This window comes from Amycolatopsis sp. NBC_00345, from assembly GCF_036116635.1.
Taxonomy (GTDB): domain Bacteria; phylum Actinomycetota; class Actinomycetes; order Mycobacteriales; family Pseudonocardiaceae; genus Amycolatopsis.
On the sequence record NZ_CP107995.1, the window covers coordinates 9,258,151 to 9,275,814 of the forward strand.

Genomic DNA, 17,664 nt, shown 5'->3' on the forward strand with positions numbered 1-17,664 from the left:
GGTCGTGCCTGTCGGTTTCCTGTCGATCACTCGCCGAAGCCTGGTGATCGCCGACAGGTGCCCTACCGTGGATTCAGTACGTTGAACATTCACCCATCGGGGAGCTCTGACCTTTATGTTCGCTCGAGTCAAGGACGTCGCGCTGCTGCTCGGCCGGATCGGCATCGCTGTGGTGTTCTTCGCCCACGGCGTGCAGAAGTGGAACGCCGGGGTCACCGCCACCGGGACCATGTTCGATCAGATGGGCATCCCGCTGCCGACCATCGCGGCGGTCTTCGTGATCATCCTGGAGGTGCTCGGGTCCATCGCGTTCGTCGCGGGCTTCCTGCTGCCGCTGATCGCGGTGGGCTACGCCGTGGACATGGCCGGCGCGCTGATTTCCGTGCACGCGCAGAACGGCCTGACCGGCAACGGCGGTTACGAGCTGGTGCTGGTGCTCGGCCTGGCCGCGCTCGCACTGGGCTTCAACGGCGGGCGGCTCTCGCTGGACCACGTGCTGTTCTGGCGCAAGCGTGAGGCGCGGATCTCGGCGCGGGAACTCGAGACCGTCTGACGCAAGCGCGCGATGGCCCTCTTCCACTGGGATTCCAGTGGGAGAGGGCCATCGTCGTGTTCAGGAGAGGTCGGCGGTGGTGCGCTCGACCTCGCGGCGGGCGTCGAGTTTCGCCGGGTCCGCGTTGGTCACCTGGACCAGGTGGGCGCTCGCGGCCAGTGGCACCAGTAGGCCGTCGAGCACTCCCTCGGGCACGGACCAGTCCAGTGTGGACAGAACACGGTCGGCGGCCGTGAGCCCGAGCTTCCCGGCCCGGTTTCGGGCTTCGGTCAGTATTTCGTCCACTGTGGACTCGCCGAGCGCCGGGGTGTCGCCGGGGATGGGGGACAGGGGACTGAACTGGTCGCCGGACAGCCGGGCCTCGCTGAGGTAGTCGAGCGCGGAGCCGCCGGGCGGCTGGCTGAGGCCGCGGCCCATCGGGTCGAGCGAGACGACGGCCACCGCGGGCGCGTCCAGCTCCTCGTCCGGGCCGACGAACACCACCCGCGCCCCGGCCGGCTCGGCGACCACGCGCGCGCCGCACCACCACGCGCCGAGCAGCACGCCCGCGGTCTGCCAGTGTGGGGGCAGGCGCACCGCGACATCGTCACCCGGCTCGACGTCGAACTCGTCGACCAGCCAGTTCGCCGTTTTCGCGGCCCAGTTCACCGTGGTCGCCACGGACAGCTCGACGCGGCTGCCGAGCCGGTCGTCGTAATGCGTGATCAGCGGTTTCGCCGGCGACGCCAGGAGCGGGCGCAGCAGCTGCTCGGTGAGACTCATGCGTCCAGGCTAGTCAGCGCGCGGTTGACGCGTAGCCACGTCCGTCGTTAGATTGCATTGCAAAGCAAATGTATTTTGCGATCTGGGGGTTCCATGACCATCTTGGTGACCGGCGCGCGCGGAAACGTTGGCGGCGCGCTGTTCTCGCAGTTGATTTCCGCCGGTCAGGACGTGATCGCCGGGGCGAGGGACGCCTCGGTGCTGGACGTCGCGGGCCCGGCCGTCAGCCTGGACCTCGAACGGCCGGAGACCTTGGACGGTGTGCTCGACGGCGTTGACGCCGTGTTCCTGTACACCCGGCCGCAGGGGATCGAGGGGTTCATCGCGGCGGCGCGGAAGGCGGGTGTGCGCCGCGTCGTGCAGCTGTCCTCGATCGCCGTGCTGGAGCCACATTCGCAGACGAGCCGGATCGCTTCGCTGCATCGAGCCGTCGAACAGGCGCTGGCCGCCTCGGGCCTCGACGTGACCGTGCTGCACCCCGGCGCGCACCTTCCGCCAGTGGGCGGAGGAGCACCGCGCGGACTTCGCCTGACCCAGGACTCGTGAGTGTTTATGACGGTTCTAACCGTCATAAACACTCACGAGTCAGTCCACGCAGGGCACGCCCGGGATGCCGGAGTCCAGCGTGAGCGCGGGCGCTCCCGCGGCAGCGCCGCCGCCCGCGGGGGCACCGGCCGCGGCACCGCCGCCACCGGCCGGGGCGCCGCGGCCGACGAGCCCGGCCACGAAGGACTGCACCGCCGCCGGGTCGATCTGCACGATGCTCTGGCCGTCGGCGCTGCGGCCGTTGGCCGTGATCACCGGGATGGTGGTGAAGTTCAGGTCGCCGGACGCGATGCCCTTCACCTGCTGCGCGAAGGTCAGCACGTCGAGGCCGTCGTCCACCACGATGGAGCGGTGAACCGCGTCCATCAGGCCGCTCATCGTCGACGGGCTGGCCAGCGTGCCCGCGGAGAGCACCTGGTGCAGCGCGGAGGACAGGAACGCCTGCTGCCGCACGATCCGGTCCAGGTCGCCGTTCGGCAGGTTCTTGCGCTGGCGCACGAAGGACAGCGCCTCACCGCCCGAGACGGTCTGGACGCCGCGGCGGAAGTCCGCGCCCGAGTCCTTGTCCGTGGTCGCGTGGTTCAGGCAGACCTTGACCCCGCCGAGCGCCTCGGTGAGCAGGTAGAAGCCCAGCAGGCTGACCTCGGCGTAGTGGTCGATCCGGACCTTCGTCAGGTCCTGCACGGTCTGGACCAGCATACGGCGGCCCTCGCCGTCGGAGTCACGCTCGATCTTCGCCTGGTCTTTCTCGCCCTTCGCGCGCTCGTCGGCGGCGAACGCGCCCTTCGCGACGCCGTACGCCGAGTTGATCTTCGACTGGCCGCGGCCGGGGATGTCGACCCAGCTGTCCCGCGGGATGGAGACGCCCGAGGGCTTGCCGCCGTCCTTCGGGAACCGCAGCAGGATGATCGTGTCGGTGTTGATCCCGGCCTTCTCCTCGGTGCGCAGCGACTTCAGCATGCTCGTCGGCAGCGGGTTGCCCTGCATGTCGGTGCGGGCGTCGCTGCCCACCAGGAGGATGTCGGTGGCGCCGTCGTCGGCGGGCGGCGCGGGCGGCTCACCCGCGCGCGGCGTCAGCACGTCAGTGGTGGGCACGTTATCCTGGACCTGGTTCGTGGTGACGTACGCGTAGCCGGTGCCGCCCAGCGCCAGCATCGACACCAGCCCGATCGCGATCCGGCCCGTCACCCGTCCCGCGCGGCCCACGCGACGGCGGCGAGTGACCGCCACCGGTGCGGGACTGGGCGTACGGGGGTAAGGCGACGGCTTCCAGACCGGCTTCTCGTCACTTTCCGTGTCCGCGTCCGGCCGCTTGGTCGGTTGCGGCAGGTCGATGACCGGCTTCGGCGCGCTCTCGGCCGTCTCCGTCGCACTCTCCGCCGAAGCGGCCTCCACATCGGCAGGTTCCGACGTCGGCTCGGCTTCGTCCGCGCTCTCCGGCTTGCCCTCGTTCTCGTGCACCCCATGCACCTCCCCGGTCCCCACCTTAAAGGCGCGCGGCCAGGGCACTCCCGGCCGCCACGCTCAGTGCCCGACTTTAGTTGACGCAGGGCACCCCGCCCGCCGTGATCGGCGGCGCGGTCGGTGTGACGGGCGCGACCGAAGTCTTCGGCGCGGCGGAGGTGGAGGGACTGGAGGAGGACGAATCCGGCGTCAGCTTCCCGCGCAGGTCCTTGCCGAGCAACACCCGCACGTGCCCGGCGGTGACGTCGGAGTCCGGCTCGGCCTCGACCTCGGTGCCGAGCGCCTGGCGCACCAGCGCGAGCGCGGACTCGTCCGCCGGGTTGTAGCGGATCACGCTGCTGGACCGGAGGGACAGCTTGGCGTCGCTCGCGAGCTTGAACCCCTTGCCCTGCAACAGGGTGTGCGCCTGGGTCGCGACGCCGGCGCCGGTGCCGTCGAACAGCTCCACCGTGACGGCGTCCGCGCCCGGCAGCGTGGTCGAGGCGGGTTTGTCCTGCGGTGCGCCGCCGTCGGAGGCCAGCCGGCTGACCTCGGCCTGCACCTGGGCCGGGTCGACGCGCAGCACGTCGGCGCCGCCGATCGTCGCGTTGCCCTGCGTGGGGATGGTGTGGAACTCGACGTTGCCGCCGGTGAGCCCGCGCATCTGCTCGGCGAACTCGTTGAGGTCCCAGCCCGCCGAAAGCACCACGGACTTCTTCACGGCGCTGATCAGCTGCGCGATCTTCACCGGGTTGGCCAGCACGTCCGACGACAGGACCTTGTTGGCCAGCCCGGAGAGGAACGCCTGCTGGCGGCCGATGCGGTCGAGGTCGCCGTTGGGCAGCCCGTAGCGCTGCCGGACGAACGCCAGCGCCTGCACGCCCTCGATGCTCTGCTGCCCGGCCGGCAGGTCGACGCCGGACTTCTTCTCCTTCACGGCGTTGTTGAGGCACACCTCGACGCCGCCGATGGCGTTGGTGATCTCGTAGAAGCTGGCCAGATTCACTTCGGCGTAACGGTCGATCATGCCCGGTTTGCCCATGAACTTCTCGAGGGTGGCGACCAGGTTCTTGCGGCCGGCGACCTTCGACTTCTCGTCGACGTCCTTCAGGTCGGCGTCGCCGTGCGCCTGAAGTGTCTTGAACGTGTCGTTGTAGGCGTACACGTACGCGCTGTTGAGCTTGTGCTTGCCGAACCCGCCGGTGATGTCGACGTAGGAGTCGCGCGGGAACGAGATGGCGACGGCGTGCTGCCCGTTCTGCGGGATGTGCACGAGGATCATCGTGTCGGTCTGGCGCTCGCCGTCGGAGACGCCGGCGTGCAGCATGTCCAGCACCTCGCGCGGCAACGGGTTGCCCTGCGCGTCGGTGCGGCTGTCCTGGCCGACCAGGAGGATGTCGATCGCGCCGTCGAGCGGCTTCGCGTGCGACTGCGCCTGGTCGAAGATCTCGGTGGTGGTGAACCCCGTCTGCGGGTCGCCGATGAACTGCCAGCCGTACCAGGTCAGCGCCAGGATGACGATCGACAGCACGGACATGAGGACCTTGCCGCCGCGCCGGAACACGACCAGCACGCCGCGACCACGGCGGGCCGGCAGAGGTGACCCAGGCCACTCGGTCACGTGTTCCTCCCCCGCCCCAAGATGAACCACGAAGAACCCCCAGGCCACCATCGTGGCATCAGCTGACTCTACCGAGTCTCCAGGGCGAGATCCGTAGGCTGGTGCTTTCATTGCCCGGTCGGGCAGAAGAGACGGGCAGGAAGGGTGCAGAAATGCGGGTATTGGTCACCGGCGGTGCCGGCTTCATCGGATCGCACTACGTGCGGCAGGTGCTGACGGGTGCCTACCCGACGCTGGGTGACGCCGAGGTGGTGGTGCTGGACAAGCTCACCTACGCGGGCAACCAGGCGAACCTCGACCCCGTGGCCGCTGACCAGCGGCTTCGCTTCGTCCAGGGCGACATCTGCGACACGGCGCTGGTCACCGACCTGATGCGCGGCGTCGACCTGGTGGTGCACTTCGCCGCGGAGTCCCATGTGGACCGTTCGATCCTCGGCTCGGCCGACTTCGTGCTGACCAACGTGCTCGGCACCCAGACCCTGTTGCAGGCGGCACTGGAGGCGGGCGTCGGCAGGTTCGTGCACGTGTCGACGGACGAGGTGTACGGGTCCATCGCGGACGGTTCGTGGTCGGAAGAACACATACTGGAGCCGAATTCGCCGTATTCGGCGTCGAAGGCGTCCTCCGATCTGATCGCGCGCTCGTTCTTCCGCACGCACGGGCTGCCGGTCTGTGTCACGCGGTGCTCGAACAACTACGGGCCGTACCAGTTCCCGGAGAAGGTGATCCCGCTCTTCGTCACGAACCTGCTCGACGGCCGCAAGGTCCCGCTGTACGGCGACGGCCTCAACGTCCGTGACTGGTTGCATGTGGACGACCACTGCCACGGCATCCAGCTCGTCGCCGACGGCGGCCGCGCCGGCGAGATCTACAACATCGGCGGCGGCACCGAGCTGACCAACCGCGAGCTGACCGGACGGCTGCTGGACGCGGCCGGGGTGGGCTGGGAGATGGTCGAGCCGGCGGCCGACCGCAAGGGCCACGACCGGCGGTACTCCGTCGACATCACGAAGATCAGCGGCGAGCTCGGTTACGCTCCGCGGGTGTCCTTCGAGGACGGTCTGGCGGGTACGGTGCGCTGGTACGCGGACAACCGCGCGTGGTGGGAGCCGCTGAAGGCCCGTGCCGCGCTCGGCGCGTCCTGATCGTCAGAGTTCGTTGTGGGAGGTAAGCGGTGCGGCTAGCTCTGCTCGTGCCCGGCGGGTCCGGCCAGCTCGGCCGTGACCTGGCCGCGAAGGCCGGTCCGGAGGTGGATGTCCTCGCGCCGTCCTCGGCCGAGCTGAACCTGACGTCGGTGGGCGACGTGCTGTCCGCGGTGGGCGCCCTGGCCTCGCGGGCCGCGGCCTCGGGCGCCTTCCCGGTGGTGCTGAACGCCGCGGCTTACACGGCGGTGGACGCCGCGGAGAAGGACGAGAAGCGCGCGTTCGCGGTGAACGTCGACGGTCCTCGGGTGCTGGCGGCGGCGTGCGCGTCCCGCCGGGTCCCGTTGGTGCACGTGTCGACGGACTACGTGTTTCCCGGCGACGCCTCCCGTCCTTATGAGGTCACGGACGCTCTCGGCCCGCACACCGCGTACGGCCGCACGAAGGCCGCGGGCGAGGACGCGGTGCTGGGCTCGGGCGCGCGGTCGTGGGTGGTGCGCACGAGCTGGGTGTATGGCAAGTCCGGCAAGAACTTCGTGAAGACCATGGCGCGGTTGGAGCAGGAGAAAGACACTCTGTCCGTTGTGGACGATCAGGTCGGATCGCCCACGTGGTCGGCCGATCTGGCCGCGGGGCTGGTGGAGCTGGCGGGGTTCTTGGCGGAGGACCGTGGGCCTGCTTCACCCGTCCTGCACTGCACGGGTGCAGGCGAGGTTTCGTGGTGCGGGTTCGCGAAGGCGATCTTCACCGAGCTGGGGGCCGATCCGGGGCGGGTCAAGCCTTGTACAACGGCGGACTACCCCCTCCCAGCGCCGAGGCCCGCGTATTCGGTGCTGTCGAACGCTTCCTGGCGTGAGGCCGGGTTGACGCCCGTGCGTTCCTGGGAGGACGCGCTGAAGGCCTACTTCGCTGGGGCTTAGCTTTCCATGGCCTTCTTGTAGGCGCCGACGGTCAGGTCCGCGCATTTCCGCCAGGTGAAGTTCGCGGCGTGCGTCCTCCGGGCGGTGGACGTCGCGGTGGCATGGGGATCCGTGACGGCGGTGCGCAGGGCTTCGGCCAAGGCGTCCACGTCGTCGTAGGGGACCAGGGTGGCGCACTCGCCCGCGACTTCGCGCAGGGCGGGGATGTCGGTGCAGACCACGGGGACGTCGGAGGCCATGGCTTCCAGCACGGGCAGGCCGAAACCCTCGTCGCGAGAAGGCAAAACCAGTGCGGCGGCGCCGGCGACGACGGTGCGCAGGTCCACATCGGACAGATAACCGGTCTGGCCGGAGCGGGGAAGCCGTTCGAACGGGCCCGGGCCCGCGAAGACCAGCGGCGGCAGGTCGGGGGCCGAGGCGTGGGTGCGGGCCAGCCAGTCCAGGCCCTTGCGCGGTCCGGCGGCGCCGGCGAACAGCAGGTACTTGTCCGGCAGGCGGAGCTTCGCGCGCTGGCCGTCGTCCGGCGGGCGGGCGGTGAACCACGCCGGGTTGACGCCCAGCGGAGTCACCACGATCTTGTCCCGGTCCACGTCGAGGCGGGCCGCCACGGCGTCGGCGACGGCGGCCGTCGGGGTGCAGATCACGTTCGCGCGGTCGACGCCGCGGCGGACCAGTTCCGGCAGGTCGCGGTCCGACGGCGCCAGCTCCGCGGGCGCGTCCAGGAACGCCAGGTCGTGGATGGTCAGCACGCCCGCGGCCCGCAGCCGGCCGGGCAGGACGAAATTGGTCCCGTGCACCACATCCGTCGAGCCCGCGAACAGCTCCACCGGCGGCAGCTCCGAGCGCAGCCAGGTCTGGCGCAGCAGCCGCGCGGACACCGGCATGCCGCGCGCCTGCACGCCGTGTGGCAGCACGTGACGCAGCTTTCGCCAGCCCCGCAAGGTGAACGCCACCGCGCGCAGGTCCACATCGGACATCGACGCCAGTTCCTCGCTCAGCGCGGCGGTGTACCGGCCGATGCCGGTCCGCGAGCCGAGCAGGGGAGTGCCGTCGATCAGCACCCGCAAGGGGCGGTCAGCCACGGCGCAGCCGTTGGCGTGCGACCTTCACGACCCGCCCGCCGACACGCCGCGCCAGCTCCGACGGCCCGCCCGCGGTCAGGTACTCCCGGACCAGGTCGACGTCGCGCCGCACCATCTCGCGGCCGCGCACCGGCGGCGTGGTGGTGAGGTCCGCGGTGCCGGGCAGCCGGTCGGCCGCCGGCCGCGGGTCGCGGCAGAACTCCACCAGCGGCTTCAGCGCCTCCGGCCACGCGTACCGCCGCGCGACCTCGGTGATGCGCGAGACGCAGCCGGCCGCGAACTCCTCGTCGTACAACGACTTCTCCAGCGCCGCCGCCAGCGCGACGGCGTCCTCCGCCGGCACCACGACGCCGAGCCGCTCGGCCCGCACCAGGTCGGCGAACGCGTCGCCGTCCGTGGTGACGATCGGCAGGCCCGCCCACAGGTAGTCCAGCACCCGCGTGCGGAACGCGAACGTGGTCTCCACGTGCTCGTAGTGCGTGGTGACGCCGGCGTTCGCGTCCAGCAGCCAGTTCTGCCGGTCGGAGAAGGGCACCCAGTGCTCGTTGAAGAACACGTGCTTGTCGGTGAGCCCCAGCGAATCGGCCAGCCGCACGGTCCGTGCGCCGATGTCCATCTCGGCGACCTCGGGGTTCGGGTGCTTCATGCCGAGGAACACCAGCCGGGCGTCGTCGCGGCGCTCGCGCAGCAGGTCGAACGCGCGGATCAGCGTGAGCGGGTCGAACCAGCTGTACACCCCGCCCGCCCACAGCACCACGTGGTCGGACTCGCCGATGCCGAGCGTCGCGCGCAGGCCCGGCCCGGTCCGCACCGGCGCCTGCGGCGACAGTCCGAACGGGACCACCGCGAGCAGCGACTGCGTGGTCGGGTCCGCGTCGTAGAGCCGCGGCGAGAGCCGGCCCAGCGCGGCCAGGTGGCCCAGCCAGAAGTGCCGCTGCCGCTCGGAGGCGCACAGGAAGAAGTCCGCGCGCTCCAGCTGCGCGTCCAGCACCCGCGTCACCCCGGCGAGGTCCAGCGCGCGCTGGTCGTCGGCCACGCCCTTGCCCTGCTCCAGCAGCTCCAGGTGCATCGGGTCGTAGACGTCGGCGACCACGATCTTGTTCTCGTGCTGCTTCTTCAGCGACGGCGCCAGCTCCAGCACGTGGCCCTGCAGGATCACCACGTCGGCCCACTCGATCGGCGCGTCCAGGTCGCGGTGCTTGCCGGAGCTGACGCGGAACGCCGAGGGCGGCGGCGAGACCAGCGGGTTCGTGGTGATCAGGTGCACGTCGTGCTCGGCGGCCAGCGTCGAGGCGATGTTCCAGGCCCGGATCGCCGGCCCGGCCATCCGCTCGGTGATCGAGTCGCCGGTCAGCACGAGGATCTTGCGCCGGTGCCTGAACACGGCCTCGATGCCGAACGCCTCGACCAGGATCTCGTGCGCGCGCAGGTAGTCCGGCAGCGGGTACGCGGGCTCCAAAGCCTTGCGAAGCAAGGGAAGCAGGTCCGCGTCCGTGCGCACCCGCGCGGCCTGCTCAACGGCGCGCGACTCGGCCAGCGACGGCAGCAGCTCCACGAACCGGTCGACGGCCAGCACTCCGGCCAGCGTCGTCCGCGGCACCGCGATGTCGCCCGTTTCGACCGGTCCGACGCCCTTTTCCAGGTCCAGCTGGTCCGGGTCCAGGCCACCGCGGGCGGTCGCGCGGCGGACGGCCAGCGCGAGCGCGGCGGGCAGCGCGCGGGCCAGCGACTCGTCGGACAGGTTCTTGTACAGCGCGGCCAGCGCGTTGCGCTCCAGCAGGAAGGTCTCGCGGCCGGTCTCCGGCGCGTCGACGGCCGACATCGTGCCGTGGTGCCGGTGGAACGCCAGCGACTCCGGCAGGTAACGCACCCGCCAGCCACGCAGGTTCAGCCGCCAGCCGAGGTCGACGTCCTCGTAGAACATGAAGAACCGCTCGTCGAACCCGCCCAGCTCGGCGAACACCGACGCGCGCACGAACATCGCCGAGCCGGTGCCGAAGAGCACGTCCTTGGCCAGCTCGTGCTCGGCCTCGGGGACGTCGGCCAGCGGGCTGCCCGCGTGCCGCTTGTAACCCATGCCGAACCAGGTCAGGCCCGCGTCGACGAAGTCGGTGCCGGTGCCCTCCCAGTCCACGACCTTGCTGGCCACGGCGGCCACAGTCGGCTGCGCCCGCAGCTCGGCGACAGCGGCGGAGACCCAGCGCGGCGCCGGGCGGGCGTCGTTGTTGAGGAAGCCGAGCACGGTGCCCTTGGCCTGCTTCGCGCCGAGGTTGCAGCCGCCGGCGAACCCGGTGTTCACGGGCGACTCGACGAGCTTCACCGCCGGTACCGCGGCCCGGATGCGGGCGGCGTCGTCACCGCCCGAGGCGTTGTCGACGCAGATCAGCTCGACGTTCGCGTAGTCCAGCTCGGTGCTGAGCGCCCGCAGACAGGTGATCGTGTCGTCGGCGCCGCGGTAGTTCACCACGATCACCGAGACAAGTGGTAACGGGTCCCCCTGCGTCAAGACGAGCTCCTGTCCGTGATGTCGGGCCTCGCCCAGCGTACTGTGCCGGTCGTTACTGATCCGACGGCAGTCACGGCGGAAAGGGTTACTACGAGCAGGTCGGCTGCGGACCGTTCCGCCTTCTTCCGGTCGGATCAGTAATGGTCAGCCCATGCTTCCCAGATCGCGCCTCGGCCGAGCGTCGTGATCCGGGTGACGCGGCGGCGCGCCAGCAACGTCGCCGGGAGCCGCGCGGCGACCTCGGCGAGCACCCGCACTCGGAGCCTTGGGTCGAAGTTCGCCGCGGTGGGTTCTTGCTTTATTCGGTGCAGGGCCTGGCGCAGCGGCAGCACCGCCGTGAGCGCGGCGAACCGGGCCAGCTCCCGCACGGCGACCCCCGCCGGGGCACAGCGCAGCAGCATGAGCAGCCGGTTCCGCTCGTTCCAGCGGTGGAACAGCGGCGAGCCGGGTCTGGTGCTGGCGCCGTGCAGATGCTGAACGCGGGCCCGGCCCGCCGCGACGACGTGCCAGCCCGCGAGCCGCAGCCGCCACGCCGTGTCGGTGTCCTCGTAGTAGCAGAAGAAGCTCGCCGGGACGCCGCCCACGGCGCGCACGGCGTCCGCGCGCAGCAGTGCGGCGCCGCCGCAGAAGCCGAAGACCTCATCGGCCGGCTCGGTGAGGTCCGCGCCGTGGCCGTCGGCGGTCAGGCGGACGCCCGTGGACTGCGTCGTGCCGTCCGCCAGCTCCAGCCGCGACGTGACGGCGGCGGCCAGCGGCTGCTCGTCGAGGGTGTCCTCCAGCACGGCGAGCCAGCCGGGATCGGGGGCCGCGTCGTCGTTCAGCCAGGCCACGAGCGGGGTGTCGACGTGCTTCAGCGCCGTCGCCATCGCGCCCGCGTAACCGGTGTTGCGGTGCAGCCGGAGGACCCGCGGCCGCGACGGGTGCGCGGCCAGGAGGCCGGCCGTTCCGTCGTCGGAGGCGTTGTCGATGACCAGCGTCCGATGTGGACGGGTCTGGGCGGCGAGGGCGTCGAGGCAGGCCGTGACGTGGGCCGCGCCCCGCCAGGTGACCACGACGACGGTGGTGCTGGAGTCCGCGCTGGTCACCTGGGTGAGAATAGCGGCGTGCCCGAACTGGTAGTGCTCGCCGAGCAGCTGCTCGCCCCCGTCCCGGGTGGTACGGGCCGGTACACCGCCGAACTGCTCCCCGCGCTGGCGCGCACCGCGCCACCGGGGTGGACGGTGTCGAGCGTGGTCGCGCGCCACGCTGATGTCACGGCCGCCCAGGTCGAGGGCATCGACGGCCCGCGCGTGCTGAAATTGCCGCCCCGCGGCCTGATCGGCCTCTGGCAGCTCGGCGTGCCGTGGTGGCCGGGCGGCGACGCCGTGCACGCGCCCACGCCGTTCGCCCCGCCGCGCGCGCCCGCCGGGCGGACACTCACCGTGACCGTGCACGACACCGTGCCGTGGACGCATCCGGAGACGCTCACCGCGCGCGGTGTCAGCTGGCACCGGTCGATGATCGCGCGGGCGGCGCGGCGGTCGTCCGGGCTGATCGTGCCGACCCGGGCCGTCGCCGACGAGCTGGCGGTGCTGGTGGACGTGACCGTGCCGGTGCGCGTGGTGCCGCACGGCGTGACCGTGCCGGCGGAGGCGGCGCCGCTGGACCTGCCGGAGCGGTACGTGCTGGCCGTCGGGACGATCGAGCCGCGCAAGGGCATGGACGTGCTGGTGGACGCCGTCGCGCAGCTCGGCGACGTCGCGCTGGTTATCGCCGGCCAGCCCGGCTGGGGCGGCATCGACCCGGTGCGCCTGGCGGCCGACCGGGGCCTGTCCGACGTGCGGGTGCTGGGAAAGGTGACCGACGCCGAGCTGGCCACCGCCCTGCGCGGCGCGAGCGTGCTGGCCGTGCCGAGCCTCGCGGAGGGCTTCGGCCTGCCGCTGCTGGAGGCGATGGCCGCGGGCGTCCCGGTGGTGCACACCGACGTCCCGGCCCTGGTCGAGGTCGCCGGCGGCGCGGGCGTGGTGGTGCCGCGCGGTGACGTCCCGGCCCTGGCCGCCGGGCTGCGTTCGGTGCTGGCGTCTCCGGACCGCGCGGCGGAACTGGCGCGGCTCGGCCGTGAGCGGGCCCGCGCGTTCACCTGGCGCGCCGCCGCGGAAGCCGTGTGGGCCGCCCACCGGCGGCGGGCCTGAGATCGGGCTCGTGAGTGTTTATGACGGTTCTAACCGTCCTAAACACTCACGAGCATTCCCAGGCGAGGAGCAGTTTGTCGGTTCCTCACCATCGCACGCTGTCACGGTCGTACTCTGCTCAAGTGACCGGTGATCCCCGAGTGCTGATCGACGCGACCGCGGTGCCCGCGGACCGGGGTGGCGTCGGCCGGTACGTGGACTCGCTCGTCGCGGCGCTCGACCAGGACGGCGCCCGGCTCACGGTGGTCTGCCAGCCGCGTGACCTGCCGCTGTACGACCGGCTCGCGCCCAGTGCGCGGGTGGTGCCCGCGTCGCCGTCGACGTCGACCCGCACGGCCCGGCTGACCTGGGAACAGGCGACGTTGCCGAGGCTGGTGCGCAAGCTCGCCGCCGACGTCGTCCACTCGCCGCACTACACGATGCCGCTGGCCAGCGGCGCCGCTTCGGTGGTCACGCTGCACGACGCGACGTTCTTCACCGACGCCGTGCTGCACTCGTCCGTGAAGGCCCGGTTCTTCCGCGCGTGGACGTCGGCCGCGCTGCGCCGCGCGACGATGTGCGTCGTCCCGAGCCAGGCCACGGCCGACGAGCTGGCGCGCGTGAGCCCCGTGCGGCACGCGGAGCTGGAGATCATCCACCACGGCGTGGACACGGACCGCTTCCACCCGCCGTCCCCGGACGAGATCGCGGCGGCCCGCGCGGCGATGGGGATCGGGCGGACGCCGTACATCGCGTTCCTCGGGGCGCTGGAGCCGCGCAAGAACGTGCCGGCGCTGATCCGCGGGTACGCGCGCGCCGTCGCCGGCCGCGCCGACGCGCCCGCGCTGGTGCTCGCCGGCCAGCCGGGCTGGGACACGCAGGTGGAGCGCGCCCTCGACGGCGTGCCGCACCGGCTGCGCGTGATCCGCGCGGGCTATCTCCCGTTCGGCACGCTGGCGGGCTTCCTCGGCGGCGCGGAGCTGGTGGCCTACCCGAGCCTCGGCGAGGGCTTCGGCCTCCCGGTCCTGGAGGCGATGGCCTGCGGCGCCGCCGTACTGACCACCCGCCGCCTCTCCCTCCCCGAGGTCGGCGGCGACGCGGTGGCCTACTGCGGCGTCGGCGCCGGCGATGTGGCCGCCGCGATCACCGAACTGCTCGCCGACCCCTCCCGCCGCGCCGAGCTCGCCGCGGCGGCCCAGCAGCGCGCGAAGGAGTTCTCCTGGGCCACCACGGCGGAGCGCCATCGTGAGGCTTATGCCAAGGCTTGGGCGCGGCACTTGCACAACCGCTGAGGGCAGGGGTTCGTTACAAAGCGTGCTAGTCTCATAAGCGCGAGGCCCCCGTGGGGCCGAGTATGAAAGCCTGTGATGCGTCCGGACGGTCGTCTCGCAGGCTTTTCGCTTTCCAGCCGCTTTTCACAATCGCGCTTTCACCACCGTGCCTTTCACAGCCGAATGTGTTCCTCGACGAGGCAGGCTGAGCGCCGGGCCCAATCGCCGCCCGCTCCGAAGCACCACGCGACGGCATCCGAAATCCAGAGCAGCGGTTCGAGCGTCGAGTCGAGGTGCTCGTAGGTCAGCTCGCTCTTCGACGGCAAAGACCCCAACGAGCGCTGGAGCGTTCGGCGGTCGTGCTCATCACGCTCGTTTCGGGTGTCGAGCACCAACCGGCGCGCGCCCATACCGAGCAGGTCTTCAACCGCTTGGGCAAGACACCTCTGCCGAGCGGCTTCTTCGGTCTTTGGCATGCACGAAGCCGTGTACACCCGCGTGGTGACGAACATCTTGCCCATGCGGTCGATGAGTTGCCTTCGCCTGGGTTCTTTCTCCTTCTTGAAGTGGAGTTCCCGCGCGCCGCGCAGCAGCAGGCCCGCGAGGGTGCGCCGGGTCGACGCCAGGTGCGCGGGCTCCACCAGCGTCATGCACAAGAGAAACTGACGATTGCGGGCCGACTCGTCGACGAAGGCGTGCACGGTCATCAGAGAATCTTGGCCGGTCGACGGTCACCCTCGGTAGGCGGGTTGGTCCGTCTGCGTCGCGGTGGGTGACCGGGGGACAATGGCGCGGTGACTGAGCACCCCAGCTACGGCGACGGGCTCGCCGTCGTGACCGTGACGTACTTCCCCGGCGAGACCCTCGAGAAGTTCCTCGACACGCTCGAAAAGGCGACCGACCGCGAGGTCAAGGTCGTCGTCGCCGACAACGCGTCCACGGACGGCGCGCCGGAGCGGGCGGCGGAGCGCGAGAACGTGCAGCTGGTCAGCATCGGCGAGAACGTCGGCTACGGGACGGCCGCCAACCGCGGCGTCGCGGCGCTCGACGACAGCTACGGCTGGATCGTCGTCGTGAACCCGGACCTCGAGTGGGAGCCCGGATCGCTCGACGCGCTGCTGGAGGTCGCGAAGCGGTGGCCGCGCGGGGGCGCGTTCGGGCCGCTCATCCACGACCTCGACGGCACCGTCTACCCGTCCGCGCGGCTGCTGCCGTCGTTCGGCCGCGGGATCGGGCACGCCGTGTTCGCGAAGGTCTGGCCGGGCAACCCCTGGACGCGCCAGTACCGCCAGGAGACCGGCACCCCCGTCGAGCGCACGTCCGGCTGGCTGTCCGGCTCGTGCCAGCTGCTCCGGCGCGAGGCGTTCGACTCCGTCGGGGGCTTCGACACGCGCTACTTCATGTACTTCGAGGACGTCGACCTCGGCGACCGCCTCACGAAGGCCGGCTGGCTGAACGTCTACGCGCCGTCCTCCAGCGTGATGCACATCGGCGGCCACTCCACGGCGCGCGCGTCCGCGAAGATGCTGCGCGCGCACCACGCCAGCGCCTACCGCTACCTCGCCGACCGGCACCAGGGCTTGCGCTGGAAGCCGGTGCTGGCCGCGGTGAAGCTGGGCCTGGCCCTGCGCGTCAAGCTGGAGACCCGCAAGGGCTGACGGTCACCACGACTCGGCGATCACGGGGCCGGTTCGCATTCGGCGGGGTCAAGCGGCTCGGTGAGCACCGAGCCGCTTGACCCCGAGCACACGCGGGCCAAGCCGATCACCGTTCTGCCCGGCCGAAATCAAGTCTGACGATCACCGGGCCGGAGCGTGTCCGGCTGAAATCAAGTCCGGCAATCGCCGGGCCGGAGCGTGTCCGGCCCGGCGAGGTGGCCGGCTTGCTTTCTACCCGTCGGGCCGAGCGAGCGGCCGTCTTTGCTTTCGGCCGGGCGGGCCGAGTGAAGCGGCCGGGTTTGCTTTCGGCCCGTCAGGCCGGGTGAGGGTGGCTGGGCCGGCTCACAGCCCGTCGAGGCGGCGGGACAGGTTCGAGCGGCCGTTGTTCTGCTTGACCGTCGGGACCAGCCCGGTCAGCTCCTCCTCGGTCGGCTCGCGGAGCGGGCTGGGGACAGGCCTGGCCTGCGGCCGCGGCACCAGCGGCGTGGTGACCTGCTGCGCCGCCACCGGCTGCGGCTTGGTGTCCTGCTCGGCGGAGCCGCCCGGCACTTCCAGCGGTGTGGTCGGGTTGTAGCCGGACAGCGGGTGGTCGTTCTCCTCGATCAGCGACGCCGGCAGCTGCGTCGTCGTGTCGGGGTCCTGCTGGTCCAGCCCGGCGACCACGGCTCTGGCGATCTGCTGGGTATTGGAGGCGTCCATCGGTGACGTCATGTTGTCCGGCGTCACCACGAAGGCGCCGCGGGAACGAGCACGTGCGAGCAAGGCGTCCGCGCGATCGCGGGGGTCCATCCCCTCGGCCTCCCGACTGACCCGGGGCCCTCTGGGGAAAGGCCCACCTGTTTCCTGTCTAGGGTAGGCCCTCGGAGCCCGAGCCGTCAGGGTTTCCCACGGCTTGTCGCTGAGCGGCGCGTGATAAAAGAGGAGTTTTCTGTGACGTCCGAGCTCGAAGTCGACGCCGTCGTGCTGGTCGGGGGCAAGGGCACCCGCCTGCGGCCGCTCACCCTGTCCGCGCCGAAGCCGATGCTGCCGACGGCAGGGGCCCCCTACCTGAGTCACCTGTTCTCGCGTATCCGCGCGGCCGGGATCCGCCACGTCGTGCTCGGCACGTCGTACCGCGCCGAGGTGTTCGAGGAGTACTTCGGCGACGGGTCCGCCCTCGGCCTGGAGCTGGAGTACGTCGTCGAGGACGAGCCGCTGGACACCGGTGGCGCGATCCGCAACGTCTACGACCGGCTCCGCGCCGAGCACGCGATCATCTTCAACGGCGACATCCTGTCCGGCGCCGATCTGCGCGAACAGCTGCAGACCCATGTGGACTCCGGCGCCGACGTCACCCTGCACCTGCAGCGAGTGCCCGACCCCAGCCGGTTCGGCTCGGTGCCCACCGACGCCGACGGCCGCGTCCAGGCCTTCCTGGAGAAGACGCCGAACCCGCCGACCGACCAGATCAACGCCGGCTGCTACGTGTTCCGCCGCTCAGTGGTCGAGACCATTCCGACGGGACGGCGCGTCTCCGTGGAGCGCGAGACATTCCCAGGCCTGCTCTCGGACGGCGCCCACCTGCACGGTTTCGTCGACTCGTCGTACTGGCTCGACGTCGGCACACCCGATGCGTTCGTGCGGGGCAGCGCCGACCTGGTGCGCGGCATCGCGCCGACGTCCGCGCTGCCCGGCCCGATCGGCGAGTCGCTGGTACTGGACGGCGCGCGGGTCGCGGACACGGCCGTCGTCTCGGGCGGCTCGACGATCGGCGCGAAGGCCGTGGTGGCTTCGGGCGCGACGGTGACCGGCTCGGTGCTGTTCGACGACGCCGTGGTCGCGGAAGGGGCCACTGTGGAGCGTTCGGTGCTGGGCCGCGGCGCGCGCGTCGGCGAGGGCGCAGTGCTGCGCGGCGTGGTACTCGGCGACGGCGCGACGGTCGGCGCGGGCTGCGAACTGCTCGACGGCGCCCGCGTCTGGCCCGGCATCACCCTGCCCGACGGCGGCATCCGCTTCTCGAGCGACGCCTAA

General features: G+C 71.3%; 16 protein-coding genes. 8 read left to right on the plus strand and 8 right to left on the minus strand.

Annotated elements, in window-relative coordinates:
- The first annotated feature begins 115 nt into the window (after positions 1 to 115).
- Positions 116 to 553, plus strand: coding sequence for a DoxX family protein (locus OG943_RS42260; RefSeq protein WP_328606481.1), 438 nt, complete (start codon positions 116 to 118; stop codon positions 551 to 553).
- A gap of 60 nt (positions 554 to 613) precedes the next feature.
- Here OG943_RS42260 and OG943_RS42265 read toward each other — a convergent pair whose 3' ends face one another.
- The gene (locus OG943_RS42265) at positions 614 to 1,315 is read right to left on the minus strand and encodes a TIGR03089 family protein (RefSeq protein ID WP_328606482.1); all 702 of its coding nucleotides are present in this window, start codon (positions 1,313 to 1,315) and stop codon (positions 614 to 616) included.
- A gap of 93 nt (positions 1,316 to 1,408) precedes the next feature.
- Here OG943_RS42265 and OG943_RS42270 point away from each other — a divergent pair, with 93 nt between their 5' ends.
- Positions 1,409 to 1,861, plus strand: a complete 453-nt coding sequence (locus tag OG943_RS42270) for an SDR family oxidoreductase (protein WP_328606483.1) — start codon at positions 1,409 to 1,411, stop codon at positions 1,859 to 1,861.
- 39 nt (positions 1,862 to 1,900) lie between these two features.
- On the opposite strand, the gene OG943_RS42275 is transcribed toward OG943_RS42270, so the two are convergent.
- Positions 1,901 to 3,322 (minus strand): LCP family protein, encoded by a 1,422-nt coding sequence (locus tag OG943_RS42275; RefSeq protein WP_328606484.1) that lies wholly within the window; start codon positions 3,320 to 3,322, stop codon positions 1,901 to 1,903.
- 76 nt (positions 3,323 to 3,398) lie between these two features.
- Complete coding sequence (locus OG943_RS42280; protein ID WP_328606485.1) at positions 3,399 to 4,925, minus strand: LCP family protein; 1,527 nt, start codon at positions 4,923 to 4,925, stop codon at positions 3,399 to 3,401.
- Positions 4,926 to 5,077: 152 nt separating this feature from the next.
- On the opposite strand from OG943_RS42280, the gene rfbB reads away from it, so the two are divergent.
- On the plus strand, positions 5,078 to 6,070 hold the full coding sequence (gene rfbB / locus OG943_RS42285; protein ID WP_328606486.1) for a dTDP-glucose 4,6-dehydratase: 993 nt from the start codon (positions 5,078 to 5,080) through the stop codon (positions 6,068 to 6,070).
- A gap of 29 nt (positions 6,071 to 6,099) precedes the next feature.
- Positions 6,100 to 6,987, plus strand: coding sequence for a dTDP-4-dehydrorhamnose reductase (gene rfbD / locus OG943_RS42290; protein WP_328606487.1), 888 nt, complete (start codon positions 6,100 to 6,102; stop codon positions 6,985 to 6,987).
- Here rfbD and OG943_RS42295 read toward each other — a convergent pair.
- From OG943_RS42295 to OG943_RS42305, 3 genes are all read right to left on the minus strand, one after another.
- On the minus strand, positions 6,984 to 8,069 hold the full coding sequence (locus tag OG943_RS42295) for a glycosyltransferase family 4 protein (RefSeq protein ID WP_328606488.1): 1,086 nt from the start codon (positions 8,067 to 8,069) through the stop codon (positions 6,984 to 6,986). The genes rfbD and OG943_RS42295 overlap by 4 nt on opposite strands.
- A complete protein-coding gene (locus OG943_RS42300) occupies positions 8,062 to 10,575 on the minus strand; it encodes a glycosyltransferase (RefSeq protein ID WP_328606489.1) in 2,514 nt (837 codons plus the stop codon). The genes OG943_RS42295 and OG943_RS42300 overlap by 8 nt, the downstream gene beginning before the upstream one ends.
- Positions 10,576 to 10,709: 134 nt before the next feature.
- Complete coding sequence (locus tag OG943_RS42305; protein WP_328606490.1) at positions 10,710 to 11,660, minus strand: glycosyltransferase family 2 protein; 951 nt, start codon at positions 11,658 to 11,660, stop codon at positions 10,710 to 10,712.
- Between the two features lie 18 nt (positions 11,661 to 11,678).
- On the opposite strand from OG943_RS42305, the gene OG943_RS42310 reads away from it, so the two are divergent.
- Both OG943_RS42310 and OG943_RS42315 read left to right on the plus strand, forming a co-directional pair.
- Complete coding sequence (locus OG943_RS42310) at positions 11,679 to 12,746, plus strand: glycosyltransferase family 4 protein (RefSeq protein ID WP_328606491.1); 1,068 nt, start codon at positions 11,679 to 11,681, stop codon at positions 12,744 to 12,746.
- 140 nt (positions 12,747 to 12,886) lie between these two features.
- Complete coding sequence (locus OG943_RS42315) at positions 12,887 to 14,017, plus strand: glycosyltransferase family 4 protein (RefSeq protein WP_328612315.1); 1,131 nt, start codon at positions 12,887 to 12,889, stop codon at positions 14,015 to 14,017.
- A gap of 152 nt (positions 14,018 to 14,169) precedes the next feature.
- On the opposite strand, the gene OG943_RS42320 is transcribed toward OG943_RS42315, so the two are convergent.
- On the minus strand, positions 14,170 to 14,703 hold the full coding sequence (locus OG943_RS42320; RefSeq protein WP_328606492.1) for a hypothetical protein: 534 nt from the start codon (positions 14,701 to 14,703) through the stop codon (positions 14,170 to 14,172).
- 87 nt (positions 14,704 to 14,790) lie between these two features.
- Between OG943_RS42320 and OG943_RS42325 the strand changes: the two genes are divergently transcribed.
- Positions 14,791 to 15,654 (plus strand): glycosyltransferase family 2 protein, encoded by an 864-nt coding sequence (locus tag OG943_RS42325; protein ID WP_328606493.1) that lies wholly within the window; start codon positions 14,791 to 14,793, stop codon positions 15,652 to 15,654.
- A gap of 342 nt (positions 15,655 to 15,996) precedes the next feature.
- On the opposite strand, the gene OG943_RS42330 is transcribed toward OG943_RS42325, so the two are convergent.
- The gene (locus OG943_RS42330) at positions 15,997 to 16,443 is read right to left on the minus strand and encodes a hypothetical protein (RefSeq protein WP_328606494.1); all 447 of its coding nucleotides are present in this window, start codon (positions 16,441 to 16,443) and stop codon (positions 15,997 to 15,999) included.
- A gap of 141 nt (positions 16,444 to 16,584) precedes the next feature.
- Between OG943_RS42330 and OG943_RS42335 the strand changes: the two genes are divergently transcribed.
- Positions 16,585 to 17,664 (plus strand): NDP-sugar synthase, encoded by a 1,080-nt coding sequence (locus OG943_RS42335; protein WP_328606495.1) that lies wholly within the window; start codon positions 16,585 to 16,587, stop codon positions 17,662 to 17,664.

Excerpts from the sequence above, each read along its gene's own strand:
- OG943_RS42260 (WP_328606481.1), top strand. The coding sequence starts at position 116 with ATGTTCGCTCGAGTCAAGGACGTCGCGCTGCTGCTCGGCCGGATCGGC.
- OG943_RS42265 (WP_328606482.1), bottom strand. The coding sequence starts at position 1,315 with ATGAGTCTCACCGAGCAGCTGCTGCGCCCGCTCCTGGCGTCGCCGGCG.
- OG943_RS42270 (WP_328606483.1), top strand. The coding sequence starts at position 1,409 with ATGACCATCTTGGTGACCGGCGCGCGCGGAAACGTTGGCGGCGCGCTG.
- rfbB (WP_328606486.1), top strand. The coding sequence starts at position 5,078 with ATGCGGGTATTGGTCACCGGCGGTGCCGGCTTCATCGGATCGCACTAC.
- OG943_RS42320 (WP_328606492.1), bottom strand. The coding sequence starts at position 14,703 with ATGACCGTGCACGCCTTCGTCGACGAGTCGGCCCGCAATCGTCAGTTT.
- OG943_RS42330 (WP_328606494.1), bottom strand. The coding sequence starts at position 16,443 with ATGGACCCCCGCGATCGCGCGGACGCCTTGCTCGCACGTGCTCGTTCC.